The organism is Formosa undariae (assembly GCF_042427615.1).
In the GTDB taxonomy this organism is placed as follows: Bacteria; Bacteroidota; Bacteroidia; order Flavobacteriales; family Flavobacteriaceae; genus Formosa; species Formosa undariae.
In genome coordinates, this window is sequence record NZ_JBHMEZ010000001.1 from 72,962 (window position 1) to 97,956 (window position 24,995).

The 24,995-nt window shown below is 34.6% G+C and carries 21 protein-coding genes and 1 pseudogene; 14 read left to right on the top strand and 8 right to left on the bottom strand.

Features of this window, described 5'->3' with window-relative positions:
• Positions 1-13 precede the first annotated feature (13 nt).
• The 12 genes from ACFFVB_RS00325 (at position 14) to ACFFVB_RS00380 (ending at position 12,595) form a co-directional block, all read left to right on the top strand.
• Entirely contained in the window at positions 14-1,348 is a 1,335-nt protein-coding gene (locus ACFFVB_RS00325) for a sodium:solute symporter (RefSeq protein ID WP_382379996.1), read from the top strand.
• The gene (locus tag ACFFVB_RS00330) at positions 1,333-2,178 is read left to right on the top strand and encodes a metallophosphoesterase family protein (protein ID WP_382379998.1); all 846 of its coding nucleotides are present in this window, start codon (positions 1,333-1,335) and stop codon (positions 2,176-2,178) included. Before ACFFVB_RS00325 ends, ACFFVB_RS00330 begins: the two co-directional genes overlap by 16 nt.
• A gap of 131 nt (positions 2,179-2,309) precedes the next feature.
• Positions 2,310-2,984, top strand: a complete 675-nt coding sequence (locus tag ACFFVB_RS00335) for a TIGR04282 family arsenosugar biosynthesis glycosyltransferase (RefSeq protein ID WP_382380000.1) — start codon at positions 2,310-2,312, stop codon at positions 2,982-2,984.
• On the top strand, positions 2,981-3,793 hold the full coding sequence (locus ACFFVB_RS00340) for a purine-nucleoside phosphorylase (RefSeq protein WP_382380002.1): 813 nt from the start codon (positions 2,981-2,983) through the stop codon (positions 3,791-3,793). The genes ACFFVB_RS00335 and ACFFVB_RS00340 overlap by 4 nt, the downstream gene beginning before the upstream one ends.
• An 80-nt stretch (positions 3,794-3,873) precedes the next feature.
• Positions 3,874-4,764: a sterol desaturase family protein gene (locus ACFFVB_RS00345; RefSeq protein WP_382380004.1), complete on the top strand. Its 891-nt coding sequence runs from the start codon at positions 3,874-3,876 to the stop codon at positions 4,762-4,764.
• A complete protein-coding gene (locus ACFFVB_RS00350; RefSeq protein WP_382380006.1) occupies positions 4,757-5,455 on the top strand; it encodes a DUF547 domain-containing protein in 699 nt (232 codons plus the stop codon). The genes ACFFVB_RS00345 and ACFFVB_RS00350 overlap by 8 nt, the downstream gene beginning before the upstream one ends.
• Positions 5,448-6,152, top strand: a complete 705-nt coding sequence (locus ACFFVB_RS00355; RefSeq protein ID WP_382380008.1) for a TIGR04283 family arsenosugar biosynthesis glycosyltransferase — start codon at positions 5,448-5,450, stop codon at positions 6,150-6,152. Before ACFFVB_RS00350 ends, ACFFVB_RS00355 begins: the two co-directional genes overlap by 8 nt.
• Positions 6,153-6,225: 73 nt before the next feature.
• A complete protein-coding gene (locus tag ACFFVB_RS00360; protein ID WP_382380010.1) occupies positions 6,226-7,764 on the top strand; it encodes a carboxypeptidase-like regulatory domain-containing protein in 1,539 nt (512 codons plus the stop codon).
• A gap of 164 nt (positions 7,765-7,928) precedes the next feature.
• The gene (locus ACFFVB_RS00365) at positions 7,929-8,621 is read left to right on the top strand and encodes a glycosyltransferase family 2 protein (RefSeq protein WP_382380012.1); all 693 of its coding nucleotides are present in this window, start codon (positions 7,929-7,931) and stop codon (positions 8,619-8,621) included.
• Positions 8,618-10,108: a cellulose synthase family protein gene (locus ACFFVB_RS00370; RefSeq protein ID WP_382380014.1), complete on the top strand. Its 1,491-nt coding sequence runs from the start codon at positions 8,618-8,620 to the stop codon at positions 10,106-10,108. The genes ACFFVB_RS00365 and ACFFVB_RS00370 overlap by 4 nt, the downstream gene beginning before the upstream one ends.
• Before the next feature lie 214 nt (positions 10,109-10,322).
• On the top strand, positions 10,323-11,327 hold the full coding sequence (gene meaB, locus ACFFVB_RS00375; RefSeq protein ID WP_382380016.1) for a methylmalonyl Co-A mutase-associated GTPase MeaB: 1,005 nt from the start codon (positions 10,323-10,325) through the stop codon (positions 11,325-11,327).
• Positions 11,328-11,401: 74 nt separating this feature from the next.
• Positions 11,402-12,595 (top strand): porin family protein, encoded by a 1,194-nt coding sequence (locus tag ACFFVB_RS00380; RefSeq protein ID WP_382380018.1) that lies wholly within the window; start codon positions 11,402-11,404, stop codon positions 12,593-12,595.
• 246 nt (positions 12,596-12,841) lie between these two features.
• On the opposite strand, the pseudogene ACFFVB_RS00385 reads toward ACFFVB_RS00380, so the two are convergent.
• Positions 12,842-13,348, bottom strand: a pseudogene (locus tag ACFFVB_RS00385) (SDR family NAD(P)-dependent oxidoreductase); the annotation flags it as partial.
• On the opposite strand from ACFFVB_RS00385, the gene ACFFVB_RS00390 reads away from it, so the two are divergent.
• Both ACFFVB_RS00390 and ACFFVB_RS00395 read left to right on the top strand, forming a co-directional pair.
• The gene (locus ACFFVB_RS00390) at positions 13,293-13,613 is read left to right on the top strand and encodes a P-loop NTPase family protein (RefSeq protein ID WP_382380020.1); all 321 of its coding nucleotides are present in this window, start codon (positions 13,293-13,295) and stop codon (positions 13,611-13,613) included. The pseudogene ACFFVB_RS00385 and the gene ACFFVB_RS00390 overlap by 56 nt on opposite strands.
• Positions 13,591-15,705 (top strand): polysaccharide lyase family 8 super-sandwich domain-containing protein, encoded by a 2,115-nt coding sequence (locus tag ACFFVB_RS00395; protein WP_382380022.1) that lies wholly within the window; start codon positions 13,591-13,593, stop codon positions 15,703-15,705. The genes ACFFVB_RS00390 and ACFFVB_RS00395 overlap by 23 nt, the downstream gene beginning before the upstream one ends.
• Positions 15,706-15,807: 102 nt before the next feature.
• Here ACFFVB_RS00395 and scpA read toward each other — a convergent pair whose 3' ends face one another.
• From scpA to ACFFVB_RS00430, 7 genes are all read right to left on the bottom strand, one after another.
• The gene (scpA, locus tag ACFFVB_RS00400; protein WP_382380024.1) at positions 15,808-17,946 is read right to left on the bottom strand and encodes a methylmalonyl-CoA mutase; all 2,139 of its coding nucleotides are present in this window, start codon (positions 17,944-17,946) and stop codon (positions 15,808-15,810) included.
• Positions 17,947-18,024: 78 nt separating this feature from the next.
• On the bottom strand, positions 18,025-19,833 hold the full coding sequence (locus ACFFVB_RS00405) for a methylmalonyl-CoA mutase family protein (protein ID WP_382380026.1): 1,809 nt from the start codon (positions 19,831-19,833) through the stop codon (positions 18,025-18,027).
• Positions 19,834-19,853: 20 nt separating this feature from the next.
• Positions 19,854-21,140, bottom strand: a complete 1,287-nt coding sequence (locus ACFFVB_RS00410) for an acetyl-CoA hydrolase/transferase family protein (RefSeq protein WP_382380028.1) — start codon at positions 21,138-21,140, stop codon at positions 19,854-19,856.
• Between the two features lie 48 nt (positions 21,141-21,188).
• Complete coding sequence (locus ACFFVB_RS00415) at positions 21,189-22,505, bottom strand: sodium ion-translocating decarboxylase subunit beta (RefSeq protein ID WP_382380030.1); 1,317 nt, start codon at positions 22,503-22,505, stop codon at positions 21,189-21,191.
• A gap of 62 nt (positions 22,506-22,567) precedes the next feature.
• Positions 22,568-22,999: a biotin/lipoyl-containing protein gene (locus ACFFVB_RS00420; RefSeq protein ID WP_382380032.1), complete on the bottom strand. Its 432-nt coding sequence runs from the start codon at positions 22,997-22,999 to the stop codon at positions 22,568-22,570.
• 41 nt (positions 23,000-23,040) lie between these two features.
• A complete protein-coding gene (locus tag ACFFVB_RS00425) occupies positions 23,041-23,424 on the bottom strand; it encodes an OadG family protein (RefSeq protein ID WP_382380034.1) in 384 nt (127 codons plus the stop codon).
• A gap of 2 nt (positions 23,425-23,426) precedes the next feature.
• Entirely contained in the window at positions 23,427-24,986 is a 1,560-nt protein-coding gene (locus ACFFVB_RS00430; protein ID WP_382380036.1) for an acyl-CoA carboxylase subunit beta, read from the bottom strand.
• Positions 24,987-24,995 lie beyond the last annotated feature (9 nt).

Sequence of the window (24,995 nt, forward strand, 5' to 3'; positions counted from 1 at the left end):
TCTAAATATTTAAATGGAACTAATCAATTGGCAGTGGAGTATAATTATAATCACGAGCATTATATTCTTTATCATTTCGCCTTGGGCAAAAACAAGTAATCAGTTTTTTAAAGCGGTTAACAACAAAAAAGCGCCCAATACATTTGTCCTTACCGGGAGTTTAATAATTTCTTGGATATTCGCAAAAAGCATTACAAATGCCGCGAATCTAGGTCTTGAATTTGGTATTGTTGGTGGTGTTGCCTATGCCGGATATTATGCCTCTTTTGCCGTGGCAGGCCTCCTTATTTATAAAATGCGTACCGTTGGCGGATTTACAAGTATACATCACTTTTTAAGTTCGAAATTTGGAAAAGGTGCTATGCTTATTTTTTCCATTCTCATTGCCATTCGGTTATTTAATGAAGTCTGGAGTAACACTATGGTTATAGGGAGTTATTTTGGAGATTCGGGTACACTTCCTTATTATACAGCCATTATACTCTTTACTTTTTTAACCTTAGCCTACGCGATTAAAGGCGGGTTAAGTAGTTCTATTTTTACCGACGTTATACAAATGGTTTTATTCTCGGTGTTACTGATTGTGATTCTTTGGAATATTTTCTCTGTCGATGATTTCTCAACTAAAGATGTAGTAAGCTCCGGAACTTGGGATTTCCAATTCGGACTTAATCTATTCTTTGCCGCCTTAATTCAGTCGTTTAGTTATCCGTTTCACGATCCCGTTTTAACCGACAGAGCATTTATCAGTTCTCCTAAAACAACTCGAAAAAGCTTTTTACTAGCCACAGTTCTAGGTGCACTTTGTATTGTTTTATTCAGCATTGTTGGAGTTTATGCACAAACACAAGGCCTAAAAGGGCAAGCCGCTGTTGAAGTTGGTAAAGCCTTTGGAGTTGTTATTTTACTAGTGATAAACTTTATAATGATTACCTCTGCAGCATCAACTTTAGACTCTACATTTTCATCATTTTCAAAACTAGTCGCTATCGATTTAAAACTCGGAAAAAGCTTAAGTTTTGGTCGGCTGGCTATGGCAGTCATTGCCGTTTTAGGAACAATTCCTGTATTTTTAGATGCTGAAATTTTATCGGCTACAACTATTTCCGGAACTATGGTTATTGGTCTTACGCCGGTTTTTCTGTTTTGGAATATAAAAACACCTCCACTAAGTTTTTACTTAAGCGTGGGTTGCGGACTCGGTTTCGGATTGTTTTTAATCCTAGATTACTTCCCTAAATCGTTAATATTTACTGAAGGAAAATATGCCAATTTACTATGGATTAACGTCTGGGGCATTTTATCTTGTATCACATTATACTTTATTCCCAAATGGCTAAAAAAATAGAAAACCTCGGAAATTTATCAGGAAAAACACTCCTTTTTGGTGGTATTTACAGCAATCTACAAGCCTTAGAAGCCTTGAAGAAGATTGCCGAAGATGAAAAAATTCCGTCTAAAAACTGTATTTGCACGGGCGATATTATCGGGTATTGCGCCCAACCCGAAGAAACCATTCAGCTTTTTAAAACTTGGCAAGCCAAAAGCATTGTTGGTAACGTAGAAATTAAATTAGCTGAAGGTGCCGATAATTGTGGTTGTGATTTTAAAGAAGGTTCACGTTGCGATGTACTGTCGCAAAACTGGTATACCTATGCACAAAGTAAGCTTTCTAAAGATTCGGTAGCGTTTGTTTCACATTTACCAGATACTATTCAGTTTCATTATGCAAATAAAAACATAAGTGTAGTACATGGCTCCTATTTTAATGTTTCAGAATTTATTTTTAAATCCACACCTTGGATTCAAAAGCAATCTAATTTCGAAGCTACAGAAAGCGATGTAATTATAGCAGGCCACTGCGGATTACCGTTTCAGCAAACCCAAAATAATAAAACTTGGATAAACCCAGGTGTTATTGGGATGCCTGCAAACAATGGTTCTCCTAATGTATGGTATGTTATTTTAGATGACAAAAATGATGTCCTAAATATTGAATTTCGTACTCTGGATTATGATTTTGAGTTAGCGAGCACATTAATGCTTACAAATAAATTACCGAAATCGTATGCCGAAACCCTTAAAACGGGCATTTGGGATAATATGGAAATTCTACCAGATGCGGAATGCGAACAACAAGGCTTGGTTATTAATTTTGAAGACACTCCAATAACGTAAGTCAGATTACAGGCAATTAACAGGCGATTAAAAAAAATGAAAATATAACAATCTATGTAATCTCTAGATTGTATTTTTGGTAAACAGATCAACCATTCTTCTTTTATTATATAACAACAAAACGCATATTTATGGGAATTTTAAGTTTAAAAGATACTGATGGCGACAATGAAGTTGCTTACAATTTTCACTTTCCAACATCGAAAAAAGCACTAATTGTTTTCACTAGAAATCCAGAATTAGGCAAATGCAAAACACGTTTAGCTAAAACTATCGGCGACGAAAATGCGCTAGAAGTTTATAAGATTTTATTAGAGCATACGGCCAAAATAGCTGAACCTGTTAAAGCAGATCGTTATGTGTTTTATTCTGAAAACATTCAGAACGAAGATCTTTGGAATACTGAGCATTTCAGAAAAAAATTACAATCAGGACATAATTTAGGCGAAAGAATGAGTCATGCATTTTCAGATTTATTTCAGAATTACTATCTTAAAGTCATTATAATAGGCAGTGACATTCTAGATCTTACTACCGAAGTTATTGACGATGCCTTTAATCAGTTAGAACATCACGATGTGGTTATTGGTCCAGCAAAAGATGGTGGCTATTATCTGTTAGGAATGAAAACTTTAGAGTCTAATATATTTGAAGGTAAAGCTTGGGGAACAGAAACCGTGCTTCAAGACACCCTTAAAAATTTAGAGAACAAATCGGTATCTTTACTTGAAGAATTAAACGATATCGATACATTTGAGGATATAAAAGATTACCCGAAATTAAATAAATTCACGATTAAATCATGATAAAATACATTAACGAAACCACAGAATACTTACAAAGCAAAGGCTTCGATAAACCTGAAATTGGTATTATACTAGGTACTGGATTAGGAAAGTTATTAGACGACGTTTCTATTATTCACGAAGTGAGCTATAATCAAATTCCGTATTTCCCTACAGCAACTGTAGAATTCCATAAAGGAAAATTAATCTACGGAGAGCTAGAAGGAAAAAAAGTAATTGTTATGCAAGGTCGTTTTCATTTATACGAAGGTTACACCTTACAAGACATTACTTACCCGGTTAGAATTATGAACCAATTAGGGATACATACACTTTTAGTGTCTAATGCTTCTGGAGCAGTGAATTTAGATTATGCAAAAGGTGATTTAATGTTAATAGACGACCATATTAATTTACTAGGTGGTTCTCCCCTAGCTTTTAAAGGCGTGTCTAAATTAGGTGAACGTTTTACAGATATGAGCGCTCCTTACGATAAGGAAATAAATTCCAAATTTAAAAGTATAGCAAAAGCGCACGACATTACATTACACGAAGGTGTTTACGCAAGTATGTTAGGTCCACAATTAGAAACACGAGCAGAATATCGCATGCTTCAAATTTTAGGTGCAGATGCTGTTGGAATGAGTACGGTGCCAGAAATTATTGTCGCTAATCATTTAAAACTAAAAGTTGCCGCTGTTTCTGTGATTACAGACAAAGGAGATCCTGACAATTTACAGCCTGTTAATATTGAAGAAATTATTGCGGTTGCAGAAAAAGCAGAACCAAAAATGATTACGCTCTTTAAGGAACTAATAAAAACGTTATAAGGCTACTTTAAAAGCAAGTTACACACTTTATATCATCTTGTTTTCTTGAGTAAACACATACAAGAAAACAAGATTTTTTTATGGAAAAATATATAGACATTATTCAAAACTCTTACTCCGGCTATTGGCGGTATTTAAAACACGAGTTAATTTCGGTAAACCATTGGGATAATTATTTCTATGGTCTTATTATAATTTCACTTGTTGTTTGGGGCTTAGAAATCGCATTTCCTTGGCGTAAAAATCAGTCGATCTTTAGGAAAGATTTCTGGTTAGATACATTTTATATGTTCTTCAATTTCTTTCTTTTAAATCTAATCGTCCTCATTGCTTTGTCCAATACCTTGGCAGAACTGTTTAACGATTTACTCTCTGTTTTTGGACTTACATTGAATAATTTTCAATTACTTCAAATAAACGAGCTACCAAAAGCCGTTGGATTATTCATCTTTTTTATTGTAAGTGATTTTGTACAATGGAATACCCACAGATTATTACACCATGTCCCTATGCTTTGGAATTTTCATAAAGTACATCATTCTGTAAAAGAGATGGGATTTGCAGCACACTTGCGCTATCATTGGATGGAACCTGTTGTATATAAATCCCTCCTATATATCCCTATTGCCATAATTGGCGGATTCGATGCTCAAGATGTGGCTTTTGTACATTTCTTTTCAATTGCCATCGGACATTTAAATCATGCGAATTTAGGATGGAATTACGGTCCGTTAAAATACATTCTAAACAACCCTAAAATGCATATTTGGCATCACGCGAAAGATTTACCACCGACTTCAAAATACGGCGCAAATTACGGTATAACATTAAGTATTTGGGACTATCTTTTTAAAACAGATTACATTCCGCATAGCGGAAGAGATATTGAATTGGGTTTTCATGGAGACGAACATTTCCCTAAAGACTTTATTAACCAGGAGCTTTATCCTTTAAAAAAACAAGATGATTAAAAATATAATAATTACAGTACTTATATGTTGTTCAACTTCACTTTTTGCGCAACAAACAGACCATTCGGTTTGGACAACTTTTTTAAATAAAAATGTAGACCTAAACGGACATGTTAATTATAAAAACATAAAACAACACCCCGAGACTTTAGACATTTACTTAGGCCTGCTTTCTAAAAGCAAACCTAATTCTAGTTGGTCTAAAAATGAAACTTTAGCCTTTTGGATTAACGCCTACAATGCGTTTACCATAAAACTTATAATTGATAACTATCCGCTTGAAAGCATAAAAGATATTAGTGGTCCGTGGGATAAAGAATTTATTTCCATAAATAACAAGACCTATTCTTTAGGGCAAATAGAACACGAGATCTTAAGAAAACTAAACGAACCTAGAATACATTTCGCCATTGTTTGCGCCTCAGAATCTTGTCCGAAATTATTAAATACGGCATATACTGTAGCTAAATTAGATACGCAGTTAGATGTAGCAGCCGTAACGTTTATTAATTCTAACAAAAACCAACTAACACCTGATTCTATTAAATTATCTAAAATATTTAAATGGTTTTCGGAAGATTTTGAAACCAACGGCACTTTAATAGAATTTATTAATACGTACGCTAAAACTAAAGTTAACCCTTCTAAACGCATCTCTTATTTAGATTATAATTGGGAATTAAATGAGTAATATTTCTATTGTAATCCCCGTTTTAAATGAAGTAGGAAACATTGATAAATTAATTCCATATCTATTACATAATTCATCGTTAGAACACATAAGTGAAATTATAGTAGTAGATGGAGGCAGTACGGACGGCACACAAAACATCGTGAATTCTTTTCCGGAAGTTCGACTTGTAAACTCTGAGAAAGGAAGAGGAACACAAATGAATACGGGTGCAAAATTAACAAAAGGAACCATTCTATATTTTTTGCATGCCGATTCTTATCCGCCTAAAAATTTCGATACTTATATATTAGAAACAATAAGTAATAAATCTGAAGCCGGGTGTTTTAAAATGGCATTTAACTCGTCGCATTGGTGGCTAAGATTAGCAGGTTGGCTTACACAATTTTCTTGGAAAATAAGTCGTGGTGGCGATCAGAGTTTATTTGTTAACAAATCACTTTTCGATACGCTTGGAGGTTATAACACAGATTATAAAATCTATGAAGACAATCATTTTATAAATTCCCTGTATAAGGTAACGAAGTTTACCGTGATTCAAGAAAAACTAACCACCTCGGCAAGACGATATCAAAGCAAGGGCATTTGGACATTGCAATATCATTTTTTAGTAATCCATTTAAAATATAGCTTAGGCGCATCTCCTAAAGCACTACATAACTACTATTTAAAGTATATAAATGTTAAAAAACAATAAAGTTACCTTAATAAAGTTCTAAAGTGTATTCACCGTTTCATGTATTAAATTACTTTCACATAAAACTATCCATATGAAACACAACTACCTTCTAATCTTTGTTTGTCTTATATTTTTTTCTTCACCACTACTCGCCCAAACCGAAATTCATGCAAAAGTTTTAGATTCTACAAATAAAGAACCTATTTCTTATGCGACTATTTCTTATAATAATTCTACAGGAGTAATTAGTAATGAAGTGGGGCAATTTCAGATTCATATTAATACAACGATCACAGAACAAGATTCATTATTTTTTAGTTGTTTGGGTTACGAATCGAAACAATTTTCAGCAAAAGCATTCCAAGATAGTGTAGTGTTTCTAAAACCAAAATCTATCGAGTTAAATGAAGTCATGCTCTTCAATAAAAATTATACGGTAGACGAGATTATAGAGAAGGTTGAAGATAATTTAGAAAAAAATTACGGTGGAACTTTCGAAAAAAGCAAACTCTTTTTCAGAGAAACTTATGGCTCTACAATTCTGAAAAAAGCCGTTAAAATTAAAGCATCTACAATTCCAGAATTTAATCAAGAATTAACAGATAGTATTTTACGCGACATCCCACTAAATTCCTATCAATACACCGAAATACTGGGAGAATTCTACAAAAATAAATTAGAAAAAAAAGAAGATACTGTTATAAAATTAGACATTCTTAAAGCTTCAGAACTTTACGATAAAAATAACGAAATGACATTTGAAGCTTACGAAAACAAGCTGAATGCTATCGTAAAGAAACACGTAAAGCGCGATTCCTATTTTAAAATTAAATCGGGTTTATTTGGAACAAAAGAAGATGTAGATTCTTCATTCTTCCAAGATGAATCCAATAAAAAATCTGAAGCATATTTAGAAGCCGAAAAGAAAAAGGAAAAAGACAGAAAAAAGAACTTTCTAAAATACAGAAAACATGTTATTAATAGCATGGAAAGAAGCAGTTTTGCAAGCGAGGAATCTAGCTTAAACTTCATTTATAAATCTAACCGCTACGACTTTGAGCTGCTAGATTACTCCTTTCTTAACGACCAATATGTTTATAAAATTGCATTTAAACCTAAACGTGGCGAAGATTACAGAGGTATTGTATACATAAACACAGACGATTTTGCGATAATAAGATTAGATTTCAAAAATGTAAAATCGTTAAAAACCTTCAAACTTTTAGGTATTTCATTAGACGTATTTAAACGAAAAGGAAGTTTTATTTACGCTAAAAACAAGTCTGATAATTACAGCCTAAAATACGCAGAAATAGAGACGGAAAATAAAGCGGGAATTGATAGACCTTTTAAAATCATCGAAAAAAACAAGCATGTTAAAGGCCGAAGAAAACAAAACGAACTTTCTGGAGACATTAATTTTATAGCAACCAATTATTCTAAAAGAGAGTTAGTTGTCTTTGAACATGAAACCATAACAGAAAGCACTTTTAATTCATTTAAGGAAGAAGCAGAGGTTACACCAATCTATCTGCCTGCATACGATCCTGAATTCTGGAAAGGGTATAATATTATCGAACCCAACACAGCCATAAAAGATTTTAAAAGTATGGAACCTGAAGAAGATTAAAACCTTACGAAAGGAAATGTACTTTGTATAGACTAAAAGTGATGTTGAACAGAAATAGAATTAAATTATTGTTTATTCCTGATTCGATAAGAAGATTTTAAAAACACAAAAGCAAATCCAAATAACTAATTATATTTGCTTCCTGTATTCTCAGAAACACTAGTATGTCTATAATTAAAGTTATTATTCCGGCGTATAACGAAGCCGATTCCATTGCACATGTAATTCAAGACATTCCTGATCTTGTTAATGAAATTATTGTAGTTAGTAATAACTCGAGCGATAATACAGAAAAAAATGCAAAGGAAGCAGGAGCTACAGTTTTAACAGAAACCAATAAAGGTTATGGTTATGCCTGCTTAAAAGGGATGGATTATATTTCTAAACAGGATGTGAAACCCGATATTATTGTTTTTTTAGATGGCGATTACAGCGATTATCCAGAACAACTAACAGAACTTATAGCTCCTATTCTGGAAGATAATATCGATTTTGTGGTCGGTTCACGCGTAAAACGTTTACGTGAATCAGGATCTATGACAGTGCCACAAGAGTTTGGAAACTGGTTAGCAACTTCTTTAATGCGCTTATTTTTCAAGTCAACTTTTACAGATTTAGGTCCATTTCGAGCCATTAAATACAATAAACTACTAAACCTCAATATGATAGACAAAACATATGGCTGGACTGTAGAGATGCAATTAAAAGTTTTAAAGCAAAATTTATCCTATCGAGAAATCCCTGTAAAATATCGTAACAGAATTGGCGTATCAAAAGTTTCAGGCACAATAAAAGGTGCTATATTTGCAGGCATAAAAATCCTCTATTGGATTTTTAAATATAGTATAAAAAAATGATATTAGAAATTATTATAATTGCCATATACTCAACATCTTTAGCATTAATTTTCATGTATGCTTTGGCACAGTTAAACCTATTATTAAATTATCTTTCTGCACACAAGAAAGATACACATTTGCCTCCTTTAGACATTTCTAAGGAAAATGAGCTTCCAACGGTTACCATTCAATTGCCGGTTTACAACGAAATGTACGTTATGGATCGTTTGTTAGAGAATATCGCGACAATGACTTATCCGAAACATAAATTGGAAATTCAAGTATTAGACGATTCTACAGACGAAACCGTAGAAACAACTCGTGCGCATGTCGAGAAATTAAAAGCAACAGGTCTAGATATTACACATATTACGAGAACAGACCGTAGCGGCTATAAAGCTGGAGCCTTAAAAGCAGGATTAGAAATTGCAAAAGGGGAATTCATCGCCATTTTCGATGCCGACTTTTTACCGGAATCAGATTGGCTACTACGTACGTTACCTTATTTTAAAGACCGTAATATTGGTGTCGTTCAAACCCGTTGGGGACATATAAACCGCGAATATTCATTACTTACAAGAATTCAAGCATTTGCTTTAGATGCCCATTTTACTTTAGAACAAGTGGGAAGAAATAGCAAAGGTCATTTTATAAATTTTAATGGTACCGCTGGTGTTTGGCGTAAAGTATGTATTCTCGATGCAGGAAATTGGGAAGGCGATACGCTTACCGAAGATCTAGATTTAAGTTACCGCGCTCAACTTAAAAATTGGAAATTTAAATACCTAGAAGATGTTGAAACACCTGCAGAACTTCCTGTAGTTATTAGTGCTGCCCGATCTCAACAATTTCGTTGGAATAAAGGAGGTGCCGAAAACTTCAGAAAAATGGTTTGGAAAGTTTTAAAATCCGATAATATTTCCGGAAAAACAAAGCTTCACGGCGTATTACATTTACTAAACAGTACCATGTTTTTAAACGTCTTTATAGTAGCCGTTTTAAGTATTCCAATGCTCTATATAAAAAATGAATATGCGCATTTAAAGCCGTACTTCTACGTGATGAGTTTCTTTGTGGTAAGTAGTGTTATTTTCTTTATATGCTATTGGTTTATGTACAAGAATATTTACGGTGGAGGTGTTAAAAACTTCATTAAATACATCGGAATGTTTTTTACATTCTTCACAGTAGCCATGGGCTTTTCACTACATAATTCTATTGCTGTTCTGGAAGGACACGCTGGCAAACGAAGTGAATTTGTTCGTACACCAAAATTTAATATAGGCAATCTAAAAAACGGTTGGAAAGACAATAAATACATTAAGAAAAACATCTCTATAAATGTCATTTTCGAAGGTATACTTACACTGTATTTTGCATTCGGAATGTACAGCGCATTTGTGGTAGGAGATCAAGGTGGAGATTTCGGATTATTCCCTTTTCACCTGATGTTATTTTTAGGTTTCGGTTATGTCTTTGTAAAGTCGGTAACTTCTAAGGCTTAAATGTATTTGGGCGTTCCCCAAGGGTCGCGCTTTCCTTTTCAATCTTTTGCAAAAAAGCAAAAGGATTTCCACTGCAATCACTAACGCAAAAATCACGATAATTACACCATTCATATAAAAAACAATGGTCTAATTATCGTGATTTTTTATGGTTATAAGTATCTTTGTAAGACTACGATAACATACAGTTTAGTTATTAAATTACAGGGATAAGATGAAGGTATATAAACGCAAAAACAGACTATCAGCTCAAGAATATATAGATGGAGTTTTACAAGGCAGCCGGGTTATTCTTTCTCGTGCCATTACCATCGTAGAAAGTAATTTAGAAAGTGATAAAATACTCGCGAAAGAGATCATTCAAGCGATACTACCACACTCAGGAAATTCTATCCGTATAGGAATTACAGGTGTTCCTGGTGTTGGAAAAAGCACTTTTATAGAAGCATTTGGTAAATACCTAACCACTTTAAACCATAAAGTTGCGATCTTATCCATAGACCCAAGTAGTCAGCGCTCTAAAGGAAGTATCCTTGGCGATAAAACGCGAATGGAAGAATTAAGCAACAACGAAAATGCTTATATCCGTCCGTCTTCAACGGGAGAAACTCTTGGAGGCGTTGCCAATAAAACAGGAGAATCTATGCTACTCTGCGAAGCGTCAGGATACGACGTTATTTTGGTTGAAACTGTAGGTGTCGGACAATCGGAAACTGCTGTTCATGGTATGACCGATTTCTTCTTACTCTTAATGTTATCCGGAGCTGGAGACGAATTACAAGGCATCAAAAAAGGAATTATGGAAATGGCCGACATGGTGGTTATTAATAAAGCCGATGGCGACAATATTAAGAACAGTGAAATGGCACGTTTGCAGTATCAAAACGCTTTACATATTTTCCCTCAACCGGATTCTGGTTGGACACCGGTAGTCACTAAAGCATCTTCTACTAAAAACACCGGAATTGATGCTGTTTGGGAGCAGGTTCTAAAATATAAAGAACTTGTAGACCAAAATGGCTACTTCACCAAAAACAGAAATCATCAAAAAATTAAGTGGATGTATAACAACATCAATGAAGAATTAAAACACCTTTTCTACGGTTCTCCGGAAATTAAAAACAAACTTTCTTCTTTAGAGCATGATGTTGTATCTTCACAAGTATCTCCTGTAAAAGCAGCACAATATATTATGGAAGATTTTAAAAAAAGCATGTAAAAATAGCCCCTAACTCTATACTTGCATATTATTTAATAGCTATTAAACATTATTAATCAACTTAACCAAAACCTATGAAAAAACAATTACTTTGCATTCTAATTACAATTCTAAGCATTCATTCTTATTCACAAATCTCATTCGAAAAAGGTTATTTTATAGATAACTCTAACAAAAAAACGGAGTGTTTAATTAAAAATTATGATTGGAAAAACAACCCTACTCAATTTGAATATAAACTTTCAGAAAACTCAGAAGAAAAAAATGTAACTATCAGAACCGTAAAAGAATTCGGAATAGACAATATATCTAAATACATTAGACAAACTGTAAATATTGATAGATCTAGTGATATTACAAGCGATTTATCTGATGTGAGAAATCCTATCTTTAACGAAGAAGAATTATTTTTAAAAGTGATTATAGAGGGAAAAGCAAACCTGTATAGTTACGAAGACGGGAACTTAAAACGTTATTTTTACAATACCAACAATACTATTATTGAACAACTTATTTATAAGAGGTATAAAACATCAGACAATACTATTGGAACTTATTATAGATTTAGACAGCAACTGTTAGTTGATTTAAAATGTGATGCCATTTCAAGTAATTATATTGAAAAGGTTGACTATAAAAAATCCGATTTAATAAATATTTTCAAAAAATACAACGAATGTAATGGCACTGAATTTCAAAATTTTGAACAAAATGATAATAAAGTTTTATTCAATTTAAGTATCAGACCAGGTATAAATATATCTTCTTTTTCAACTAATAATCCTTCAGGAGCTAGTAGTAGAAACCTCGATTTTAAAAATGAAATAGGTTTTAGATTTGGATTAGAAGCCGAATTTATTATGCCTTTTAATAAAAACAAATGGGCATTAACTATAGAGCCTACTTATCAGTATTTTAATGCCGAAAAGACAAACATAAACGATGACCTTATCTCTGTAAACTACGAATCAATTGAAATACCTATTGGAATAAGACACTATATCTTCTTAAACGATACATCTAAATTATTTATAAATGGTTCTTTTGCCCTTGATTTTAGCTTTAATTCTGAAATAAAATATACAGAGTATAATTCTTTAGATTTTAAATCTGGATCGAGATATGGTTTTGGTATGGGCTATAAGTATAATGACCTATATAGTCTAGAATTAAGGTATCTTACCGGTAATGATGTCCTTTCAAATTACAGAAGTTGGGAGTCTAATTATAATACAGTATCTATAATATTAGGATATACCCTATTTTAAATCAAACTTCATTTAACTCTTAGATAAATTATCTTTAAACACATAAAAAACCCCATTACTGACGCATATCAAGTATTGGGGTTTTTCGGCAAATCAATACATAAAACTAATTCACTACATGTACTAAATATTTCTATAATTTAGAAATCTCTCATTTTAAAATTACGGTACCAAGACCAAAAATTGCAACACCTTTATAATCTAATAAATATTGGTAATATTGTTCTATAAACCTCTACTATTAAACTATATACCTAAGGCTTGCCCTCCACCAATTTGAATAGTTTCTGCAGTTATAAAAGAAGCATCTTTACTTGCTAAGAAAGAAACAACTGAAGCAACTTCTTCTGGTTTACCTATTCTTTTTAATAAAATACTATTTGCCCAAGACGCAAAAACCTCAGGTTTTGTTGCTTTAATTTGTGCGTGAAATGGAGTATCAATAGTACCAGGAGACACCGCATTTACTCTAATACCATATTCAGCTAAATCTTTTGCTAATGCTCTTGTAATTGCATGAACTCCTCCTTTAGATGTGGCATAAACTCCAGCACCTGGACCACCAGCATTCCAAGCAGCATTTGATGTATAATTAATAATTGACGAATTTTCTCCTTTTTTAAGGAAAGGTATTGCAGCTCTTGATGCAAAAAATACTGAATCAAGGTTTAAAGCCATTACAAATCTGTAAAATTCATTGGTCATTTCTTCAAATTTAGATTTACCTTTTACCCCACCTGCATCTTCTACTAAAAACACAGGAATTGACAGTGTTTGGGAGCAGGTTCTAAAATATAAAGAACTTGTAGACCAAAATGGCTACTTCACCAAAAACAGAAATCATCAAAAAATTAAGTGGATGTACAACAACATCAACGAAGAATTAAAACACCTTTTCTACGGTTCTCCGGAAATTAAAAGCAAACTGTCTTCTTTAGAACATGATGTTGTATCTTCACAAGTATCACCGGTAAAAGCAGCCCAATATATTATGGATGCTTTTAAAGAAATCAGGTGATTTAAAAGAAACCTTTTCTATGAGACCTTATCATTGTATCGTAATTGTTATCCTCTTTTTGTGTAATCAATCTATTTTTGCCACCGACTTAGATAAACTCAAACAAAATTTAAAAGACTTTTATTTACTTGAAAACGTTAGTGATACCGAAGTAGAATTACTACTTAATAGTATGTCTACAGATTACTCTTTTACCGATATCGATTACAATTTACACCGCAGAAGTAATTGGACACCAAAACAACACCTTACAAGATTAACAACTTTAGCTGTTGCTTTTGAAAACGTAAACAGTAAGTATTATAAGTCAGATAAAATGGCTGCTTCTATAGTTGGTGCCTTAAATTTTTGGAGTTATAATAATTTCTATAGTGATAACTGGTGGCATTCAGAAATTGGTATTCCTCAAAACATTGGCCCGACTCTTATAATCTGCGAGTCTATTATTCCAGATTCCACGATGACAAAGTCGCTAAAAATCATGGATAAATCCAAAATATACATGACCGGGCAGAATAAAACGTGGCTTAGCGGAAATGTTTTTATGCGTGAATTATTAAGAGCAAATGACACCTTAATACGCACTGCTGCAAATACTATTAAATCGGTTTTGGTTCCATCTGCGCCATACGAAGAAGGGATTCAGCCCGATTATTCTTTTCATCAACATGGCCCTCAGCCCCAATTTGGAAACTATGGTTTACATTTTGCCGAAGACATTATTAAATGGATGTTTATTTTCAATGATACAGATATTGCATTCTCAACACAACAAGTTGATTTAATGCGCAATCTCATGTTCGAAGGTCAGCAAAAAGTAGTGTACAAAGGCAACTACGAAATATTAGCAACTGGTCGGCAAATTTTCCCAGAACTAGTAGATGGCAAAAGATATCGCGGACCGAAATCTAAGGGTGACCTGTATCAAAGCTTAGAGAGAAAGTTTAATATTTTCGATACGCACAACAACCCAAAACATGCACCTAAGGAGTATGTTCATTTTCGTAATTCTGATTATAGTTTATACCGTACAGATAATTTTTTATCGGCAGTTAGAATGTCGTCTCAACGCGTTATCGGTGCAGAAGCTGGAAATGGAGAAAATCAGCAAGGTTATTACTTAGGCGACGGTACTAATTTAATTTACAGAACAGGAAACGAATACCAAGAAATTTATCCCATTTGGAATTGGAAAAAATTACCAGGAACAACTACAGTTCAAGATACCGCAAACCTTCCCGTATTAACATGGGATGGTTATAAAAACAACTCCTATTTTACCGGAGGGTTAAAAGGAAAAAAGGTTAGTATTACCGCATTTAAATACCGAAGAGATAGCCTTCAGGCAAACAAATCATACTTTTTTATAGACAATAAAATTTATTCATTAGGATCTGGAATCTCCACAAACAGAACCTTTAATGTGATTACAACCGTGAATCAAAGTCTAAAGCATGGAGACGTTATTGTAAATAAAAACGATGAACAAATCACATCCGTTTGGCACGATAGTATTGCGTACATAAGTTTAGACAAACACCAATTTAATGTTAAGCAGGAGGTTCAAACTGGTAGCTGGAAAAAAATATTAACATGGCATACCGATAGTCTTATTTCTAAAGCCGTTTTTAATTTGGAAGTGAATCATGGCATACAACCTACAAATGAAAAATATGCTTATGTAAGCGTGGTCGGCATCTCAGAAAACGAAGTTAACAAGGTAATCGAAGAAGAATTAGGACAAATTATAGCTCATACTAACAAAGTACATGCAATACGTTTTAACCAAGGTCAAACAATTAGTGTCAGTGCTTTTGAAGCTTGTGAAATTAAAATTGGTTCTAATCAAATATTAAAAATAAAATCACCTTGTATATTAAGTTTAAACAAACATAAAAACGGATGGTTAATTGAAGCAGTAGATCCCACTCAACAATTAAATAAATTGTCTTTTGAAATTTCCGGAAAATATGTTCTTCATAACCAATTGGATTCTAAAATAGATGGAGATACTACACTATTCGATATTTTAACTCCAGAAAGCATGTATGAAAAAGGCACAACGCAGACGGTCATTTTAGAAGAGAAATAATGTATCTCATTATCAATCCTCTTAACCACAATCAATAAAACACAAAACCCCATTACTGACACACATCAGCAACGGGGTTTTTCAACAAATCAATACTTATCACTAAGCTTCTTCGTGTTCTAAATATTTCTCTAATATGGTTATCGCAGATTTTGAAATTACAGTACCAGGACCAAAAATAGCGGCTACTTTATGATCTAATAAGAATTGATAATCTTGCTCCGGAATTACACCTCCAGCAAATACCATAATATCTGGTCTGCCTAATCTAGCAAGTTCTTCTATTAATTGCGGAATTAGTGTTTTGTGACCTGCAGCCAAACTTGAAGCGCCTACAAAATGCACATCGTTTTCAATAGCTTGTTTTGCAACTTCTTCTGGTGTTTGAAATAATGGTCCCATATCGACATCGAATCCTAAATCGGCAAAACTAGACGCGACAACTTTCGCACCTCTATCATGACCATCTTGTCCCATTTTAGCTACCATAACACGCGGACGACGCCCTTCAATCTCAGCAAACTGATCTGCTAATTTTAAAGCCGCTGCAAATGTTGAATCATCGCTTACTTCTTTACTATAAACGCCACTAATTAATTTAGTATCTGCTTTATGTCGGCCAAAATGCACCTCTAAAGCATCAGAAATTTCACCTAAAGTGGCAAAGTTTTCTGCAGCCTCTACAGCCAATTCTAATAAATTACCTTTACCCGTTTCGGCACAATCTGTTAATGCTTGTATATTTTTATCAACTACAGCTTGATTTCTATTTGCTTTAAGTTTATTTAAACGTGCTATTTGAGAATCTCTAACCGCTGTATTATCAACTTCAAGAATCTCCATAGTCGATTTTTCGTCGGTTCTAAATTTATTCACACCCACTAAAATATCCTGACCAGAATCTAAACGCGCTTGTTTTCTTGCCGAAGCTTCTTCAATACGCATTTTAGGCACTCCTGTTTCAATAGCTTTCGCCATACCTCCAAGTTCTTCAACTTCTTCAATAAGTGTCCACGCTTTTTTAGCAATTTCTTGAGTCAAATACTCCACATAATAAGACCCAGCCCAAGGATCGACTGCCTTAGTCATTTGGGTTTCATCTTGAATATAAATCTGAGTATTACGCGCGATTCTAGCAGAAAAATCTGTTGGTAATGCAATCGCTTCATCCAACGCATTGGTATGCAAAGATTGCGTTCCTCCTAAAGTCGCAGCCATGGCTTCTATACATGTTCTTGCCACGTTATTATAAGGATCTTGCTCACTTAAACTCCAACCTGATGTCTGACTATGCGTACGCAAAGCCATAGATTTTGGATTCTTAGGATTGAATTGTTTTATAATTTTTGCCCAAAGCATCCGTGCCGCACGCATTTTAGCAATTTCCATAAAATGGTTCATTCCAACTGCCCAGAAAAAGGAAAGTCTAGGAGCAAATTCATCAATTTTTAATCCTGATGCTAAACCTGTTCTTATGTATTCCATCCCATCGGCTAACGTGTATGCCAACTCAATATCGGCAGTTGCACCTGCTTCCTGCATGTGGTAACCACTAATAGAAATAGAGTTAAACTTAGGCATGTTATTAGTGGTATATTCGAAAATATCACCAATAATTTTCATAGATGGCAATGGCGGATATATATACGTATTACGTACCATAAATTCCTTTAAAATATCGTTTTGTATGGTTCCACTTAATTGGTCTAAGGCCACACCTTGTTTTTTCGCAGCGGCAATATAGAACGCCATAATTGGCAGTACAGCGCCGTTCATAGTCATAGATACAGACATTTTATCTAACGGAATTTGGTCGAATAAAATTTCCATATCCAATATAGAATCTATTGCTACACCTGCTTTACCAACATCACCTGTTACTCTTGGGTGATCGGAATCATACCCACGGTGTGTCGCTAAATCGAATGCAACAGACAACCCTTTTTGTCCTGCCGCAAGATTACGTCTGTAAAACGCATTAGATTCTTCTGCTGTAGAAAAACCTGCATACTGACGAATAGTCCAAGGTCTTAAGGCGTACATCGCACTATAAGGCCCTCTTGTAAACGGAGGTAAACCAGAAGTAAATTGTAAATGTTCTGCATCTGCAAGATCTTCTTTTGAAAAATGTGTTTTAACAGGAATACCTTCTGGAGTATTCCAAATGGTCGTATTATCTGAAGGTACCGCTTCTTGCTTTGAAGCTGTATCTAATGTTATATTTGAAAAATCTGGTTTCATGTGTTTCTTTTTTTGTTATTCAATGGTCACATGCTATTGTAAAAACCTCAACGTAGAAGTGTTTACAATGTCACACCTCTACTTTTTAATATGCTTCTGAATCTTATTCTGAATCCCAGAAATGGTATGAATCACATCCGATTTCATATGAATACAGTCGTCTAAACCTGCTTTAGTTAGATCGTCTAAAATCGCTACAGGATGACCCGCCAATAAAAGCACCTTTTCACTATTTAACGCTCTAAATGTTTTCACATATGCTAGAGCATGCTCGTCGTAATCTGGATCTGAACTACAAATAACAACCACATGCGACGCTGATTTCGCACTTGCCTCTGCAGCTTGTTCTGCACTCTCGTAACTTTTTTCTTGTAAAACTTCGAAACCACTAACTCCGATAAAATCGTATGCAAATGCGGCTCTTGCTTTACGCATCGTTAAGTTTCCAAAACTAGCAAGCTCTACAACTGGACGTTTACCAGCTTCAACTACAATATCTTCAGAAACTTTACGCAAGGCTTCAATTTCTAAAGACGCTCGTCTTGGTGTTAGCACTTTAGAATTCGCTTGTCCACCAGTAAATAACACCTTAGGATCTAATTTTTCCATGAGGTTTGGATATTTATTGACCCCAACCATTGGTAACCGTCTTTGACTAATTAATTTTATTTTTGTTTGGCGAATTTCAGCAATTTGTTGTTGAATTTTTTCAGCTTCAAATGCTTTAAAGAATCCACCATCCGTTTCAATCGCTTTAAATAATTCTAGGGCTTTTGTCGCGACTTGCGTACTCACTTCTTCAACGTAATAAGAACCATCTACAGGATTTGCTACCTTTCCGAAGTAAGATTCTTCTTTTAATATAGTTGTAATATTTCCAGAAATTCGACTTGAAAAATCCGAAGGATCTTTAAATTCTTTATCATAAGCGTCGACTAAAATACCATCCACATTTCCTAAAATAGCTGACATCGCTTCTGTTGTAGAACGTAGCATATTAGCATGTGCATCGGTCACAGATTTTGTCCAAATAGATGTTTTGGCAGTAAGCGCAAATTTAAAACTAGACACGCCGTAAGAATCGGCCACTTTATGTACCAAACTATTTAACGCTCTGTATTTACTCATTTCAACGAAGTACTCAGAGCCGATGGCCAACTGAATGTGTAAGCTATTAAAAACGGTTTCTGCCGAAATGTTTTGAGTGTCTAATTCTTCAATAACGTAAACTAATGCATTTAAAGTATACGCAACTTCTTGAACTTGATTTGCTCCTGAATCTAAAAATACAGTTCCTGAAATGGTCACTGTTTTAAAATTTGAAAACCCTGTTCCTAGAGCAGTTACTTTAGCTAAGGTTTCAAATATATTAGCACCTAAAGATCCTGTAGTGACGTAATTTAAAATAACGCCAAGATCGAAATAACCTTTTAAGTTGCTTTTATGCGTCACATTCTTTTCAGCATATGAAAAGAAATCCGTTGTAAATTCTAAAGTGTTTTCAGATAAGACAAAAGAGACCGTAATGGTGTTTAAATCAAGCCCTTTTAATAATGCTGAAGCAGACACCTTTGATTTGATTTGAAAAACCAAACCATTTATACCTTCTACAACTGCTTTTAAAGCCAAAGCGTTTCCGCTTTCTGCTGTCGTTACCACAACACTTCTATAGTTTACTAATGCTTGCGCATTTTCTCCCGTGTTTTTAAGATAATCTATAGCGTCTTCAGTATTATATAAAGGCTGAATATCAATACCGTTTAGGTTCTTCCAAACTAATCGTCTGTTAAAATCTCCACCTTTTAAATCTATATTAACTTTTTCCAACCATGCGTCTTTAGTCACAGGTTTAAAATCGGAAAAAAGTGTATTATTTTTAGTAGTCATACTATTCGTATTTAGTGTGATTAAATCATGATACTACTTCCGAATCTTTCAAAAATAGCTTTATCTAATTCTTCTCTATAATCAGGATGCGCTATGTCTCTTAAGGCATTTGCACGTTCCTTTAAGGTTTTTCCGAAAAATTCGGCAACTCCATATTCTGTAACTACATATCTGGCATGTGCTCTAGTGGTAACAACACCTGCTCCCACTCTTAATGTTGGAACAATTTTAGAAACCCCTTTTAAGGTTTTAGAATTTATTGCAATAATAGGTTTCCCTCCTTCCGATAAAGCAGCTCCACGCATAAAGTCCATTTGTCCGCCAACACCAGACAACATTCGTATTCCGATTGAATCGGCACAAACTTGGCCAGTAATATCGATTTCTATCGCTGAATTAATAGCGGTTACTTTCGGATTCTGACGAATCACGGAGGTATCGTTTACATAGGCAATATCCAACATTTCAATTTCTGGATTATCGTCCATAAAATCGTATAAACGTTTTGTTCCCATTGCAAATCCAGATACAATTTTATAAGGATTCACTTTTTTCTGAGAACCATTTACAATACCTTTTTCCACTAAATCTACGATTCCTTCGGAGAACATCTCAGTATGAATTCCTAAATTTTTATGATTATTTAAATAGGTTAATACCGCGTTTGGAATTCCTCCAATTCCCATCTGAAGTGTAGCTCCATCTTCAATGATACCTGCTACATTTTTACCAATGGCCTTTTCTTCTTCAGAAGGTGCTACAAATTCCATTTCGTGAAGGTCTTCATCAACTTCAACACAAGCTGCAAAATCATTTATATTTACAATAGCATCACCAAAGGTTCTTGGCATTTTAGGATTAATCTGTGCAATTATAGTTTTAGCCTTCTCAATACCAGAAATAATAATATCTACAGAGACACCCAATGAACAAAATCCATGTTTATCTGGAGGAGACACATTCACTAAAACGACATCTAATTTCATATACCCTTCACGGAAAAGGCTTGGAATATCGCTTAAGAACACAGGAATATAATCGGCTGTAACTCCAATCATTTTTCTAATATTTCCTCCAATAAAGAAAGCACTTGTCGAAAAACTCTCACTTAATTCTGGTGCGACATAACCACATTCTCCTTCTGTATGTAAATGCACAATATTTACACCTCTTAATTCTGGAGCTCTGGCTACCATTGCTTTTATAAGCGTTTGAGGCGTCGCCGACCCTCCTTGAATTAAGACTCTATCTCCTGATTTAATTAATTTCACTGCATCTGCTGCAGACATTCTATTTGGTATGCTCATGACGTTAATTTTTAAAATTACATTACGATTACATGTTTTTATAAAGCGTTATGAAAAGAAACTTAATATAATACCTGCGGCAATCGCCGAACCAATAACACCAGCGACATTTGGTGCCATAGCGTGCATTAGTAAGTAATTATGAGGATCTGCTTTTAAACCTTCGGCATGTACAACACGTGCGCTATCTGGCACAGCCGATACACCTGCAGCACCAATTAAAGGGTTAATTTTATTATCTCCTTTTAAGAACAAGTTCATGAATTTGGCAAATAATAAACCTCCCATTGTTGCGATAACAAATGATATCGCTCCCAATCCGAAAATTAATAATGAATCTTTAGTGATAAAGATATCTGCTTGCGTAGATGCTCCAACCGTAACCCCTAAAAGGATGGTTACAATGTCTATTAATTTTGTACGCGCTGTATCTGCTAAACGTTCTGTTCTTCCAGACTCTTTTAATAAGTTACCAAAGAATAACATCCCTAATAATGGTAATGCACTTGGAGAAATAAACGTGGTTAACAATAAAGCCACAACAGGGAAAATCATTTTTTCCTTTTGAGAAACGGCTCTTGGAGGTTTCATTCTAATTAAACGCTCTTTTTTAGAGGTAAGCAATTTCATGATCGGCGGCTGAATTACCGGCACCAATGCCATATAAGAATAGGCCGCAATAGCTATTGGTCCGATTAAGTTTTTAACCGTTGTACCGTCGGGAAGTATATTAATCCCATTCGCTAATTTAGACGATAAGAATATCGCTGTTGGTCCATCTGCTCCTCCAATAATCCCAATTGCACCTGCTTCTGGCAAATTAAAACCTAGGTAAAGTGCTCCTAGAAATGTAGCAAATACTCCAATTTGAGCAGCACCACCTAAAAGCATCAGTTTCGGATTTGCAATAAGAGATGAGAAATCCGTCATCGCTCCAATACCTAAAAAGATTAAAGGCGGATATATACCTTTTACAACCCCAAAGTATAGGTAATTTAATACCGAACCCGTCTCGTAAATACCGGTTTGATTCCCCGCCATAAAGGGTATATTTCCTATAATAACACCCGCCCCAATTGGGATTAGAAGCAAGGGTTCGTAATCGAATTTAATGCCGAGATATATAAACACGATACCAATAATTATCATGATTATATTTCCACCAGCCGCATTAGCAAAACCCGAGTATTGATAAAATTGCTTGATTCCTCCCAGCGCTTCAGAAACAAAACTTCTTTCCGAGGTTTCTTGAGTCGTTACCGAAGTTGTAGTCGTATCGGTCGCCGAGCTAAAACTAAACCCTAAGGCAGGTCTGATAAAAACTAGCAATGATAGCACTCCAAATATTAATATTACTTTTTTCATTTTCTTGTGTTTTTGGACATCTTAATACCTTCAGAAATTAGAAACGTATTATAGATACATGCCTATTCTAATTCTATCATTACTTCACTTTGTAAAACTTGTTGTCCAACGCCAACTGTAACAGCTGTTACTACTCCAGATTTTTCTGAAGTAATATTGTTTTCCATTTTCATAGCTTCAAGAACAAGTAATAAATCGCCTTCTTTAACTGTATCTCCAACTTTTACATGTATGCTTAATACAATGCCTGGAATTGGTGCTGTGATTGTAACTTTACCTGCGGCCGTGGCAGCTGGAGTCTTCATTTTAACAGGCTCTAAAGCGGCTTTTGATGCCGTACGCACTAGTGTTGGTGTTTTAACGGTTTTTAGTTCTTGTTCCATCTCAACAGTGTAAGAGGTTCCGTTAACTTCTAAGTCTATAGTATTCTTTTCTTGCGAGACAATTCTAACACTATAGCTATTATCATTTATATTGAATGTGAATTTTTTCATTGTATATGTTACTTTAAATGTTCAAAAAAATTAACCCTTAACTACCGTTTATTATAAACGCCGTATAATTTGGAACTCCAAGGCGAGTACATTTTTCGAGCTTGTTTTATGGTTAATACAGCATTTTCGTGATCATGCTGTTCATTTAAATGAAGGTGAATTGCAGTCGAAATAGCTGCTGCAATTTCCCCAGTAAAATCTTCGCTTGCCACAGCTGAAATTTCTGAAATCTTTTTATCAGGTCCCTTGGATATCAATTTATATACGTATAACATTAAAGGCAACGCATACTTGAAGATTAATGTAAGGAGAATTAAACCCGTAAATACAATGAATAATCCTGTGACTAAAATAATATAACCTTCTTCAATTTGGTCGACTTCTACCTGCTGTGTAACTTCTATTACTGCCAATAAATTTGTCATAATTATAGTGGGATATTTGAATGTTTCTTAGGTGGGTTCACCTCTTTCTTATTCGCTAATAATTCTAATGCTCTTACAATTCTAAATCTTGTATTTCTTGGCTCGATTACATCATCTATAAATCCGTATTTAGCGGCTACATAAGGATTGGCAAACTTGGTATTATACTCATGTTCTTTCTCTTCGATGTAGTGTTGTTTCTCGTCGGCATCTTCAATTTTTCTAATATTAGACCCTTCAAGAACTTCGACAGCTCCTTTTGCTCCCATAACCGCAATTTCTGCAGTTGGCCATGCGTAGTTTAAATCGCCTCGCAATTGTTTACAGCTCATTACATCGTGTGCACCACCGTAAGATTTACGAAGTGTGATTGTAACTTTAGGCACTGTAGCTTCTCCATAAGCGAATAATAATTTTGCACCATGTAGAATAATACCCGCATATTCTTGACCTGTTCCTGGTAAGAATCCTGGAACATCTACTAAAGTTACAATTGGGATATTAAAAGCATCACAGAAACGCACAAAACGTGCTGCTTTTCTTGAAGCTTCACAATCTAATACACCGGCATAAAATTTAGGTTGATTGGCAACAATACCAACAGAACGTCCATTAAATCTAGCAAAACCTACAACTATATTTCTAGCGTAATCTCTGTGTACCTCCGTGAACTCTCCGCCATCGGTAAGAATTGAAATCACATCTACAATATCGTAAGGCTGATTTGCATTTTCTGGAATAATATCATTTAACGCATCGTCTAAGCGATCTATAGGATCTGTACACGGCACTATAGGCGGCTCTTCTAAATTATTTGAAGGTAAATAGCTAAGTAACTTTCTAACTAGCATTAAGTTTTCTTCGTCGTTTTCTGCTAAGAAATGTGACACTCCAGATTTTGTAGAATGGATTTTAGCACCTCCTAATTGTTCTGTAGTAACATCTTCTCCTGTGACTGACTTCACGACTTTTGGACCGGTTACAAACATATAACTGGTTTGGTCTGTCATGATTGTAAAATCTGTTAGCGCAGGAGAATACACCGCTCCACCAGCACATGGTCCTAAAATTGAAGAAATTTGAGGAATAACACCTGAAGCCATTATATTTCTTTGGAAAATTTCGGCATAACCAGCAAGCGATCTCACACCTTCTTGTATACGTGCTCCTCCACTATCATTAAGTCCGATTACAGGTACACCAATTTTCATGGCCATATCCATAATTTTACAAATCTTTAAGGCATAGGTTTCAGAAAGCGAACCACCAAATACAGTAAAATCTTGTGAGAATACATATACGATTCTCCCGTCTATAGTTCCGTGTCCTGTAACTACACCATCCGATAAATAAATTTGTTTATCTAATCCGAAAGATTTTGTTCTGTGTGTAACAAACATGTCGAATTCTTCAAAACTATTATCATCCAATAAAATATCTATTCTCTCGCGAGCTGTTAGTTTTCCTTTAGCATGCTGGGAATCGATACGCTTTTCACCACCACCCAATTTTGCTTTCGCTCTTTTTTCAATGAGCTCGTTAATTTTTTCTTGATTTGCCATTAGTACGGG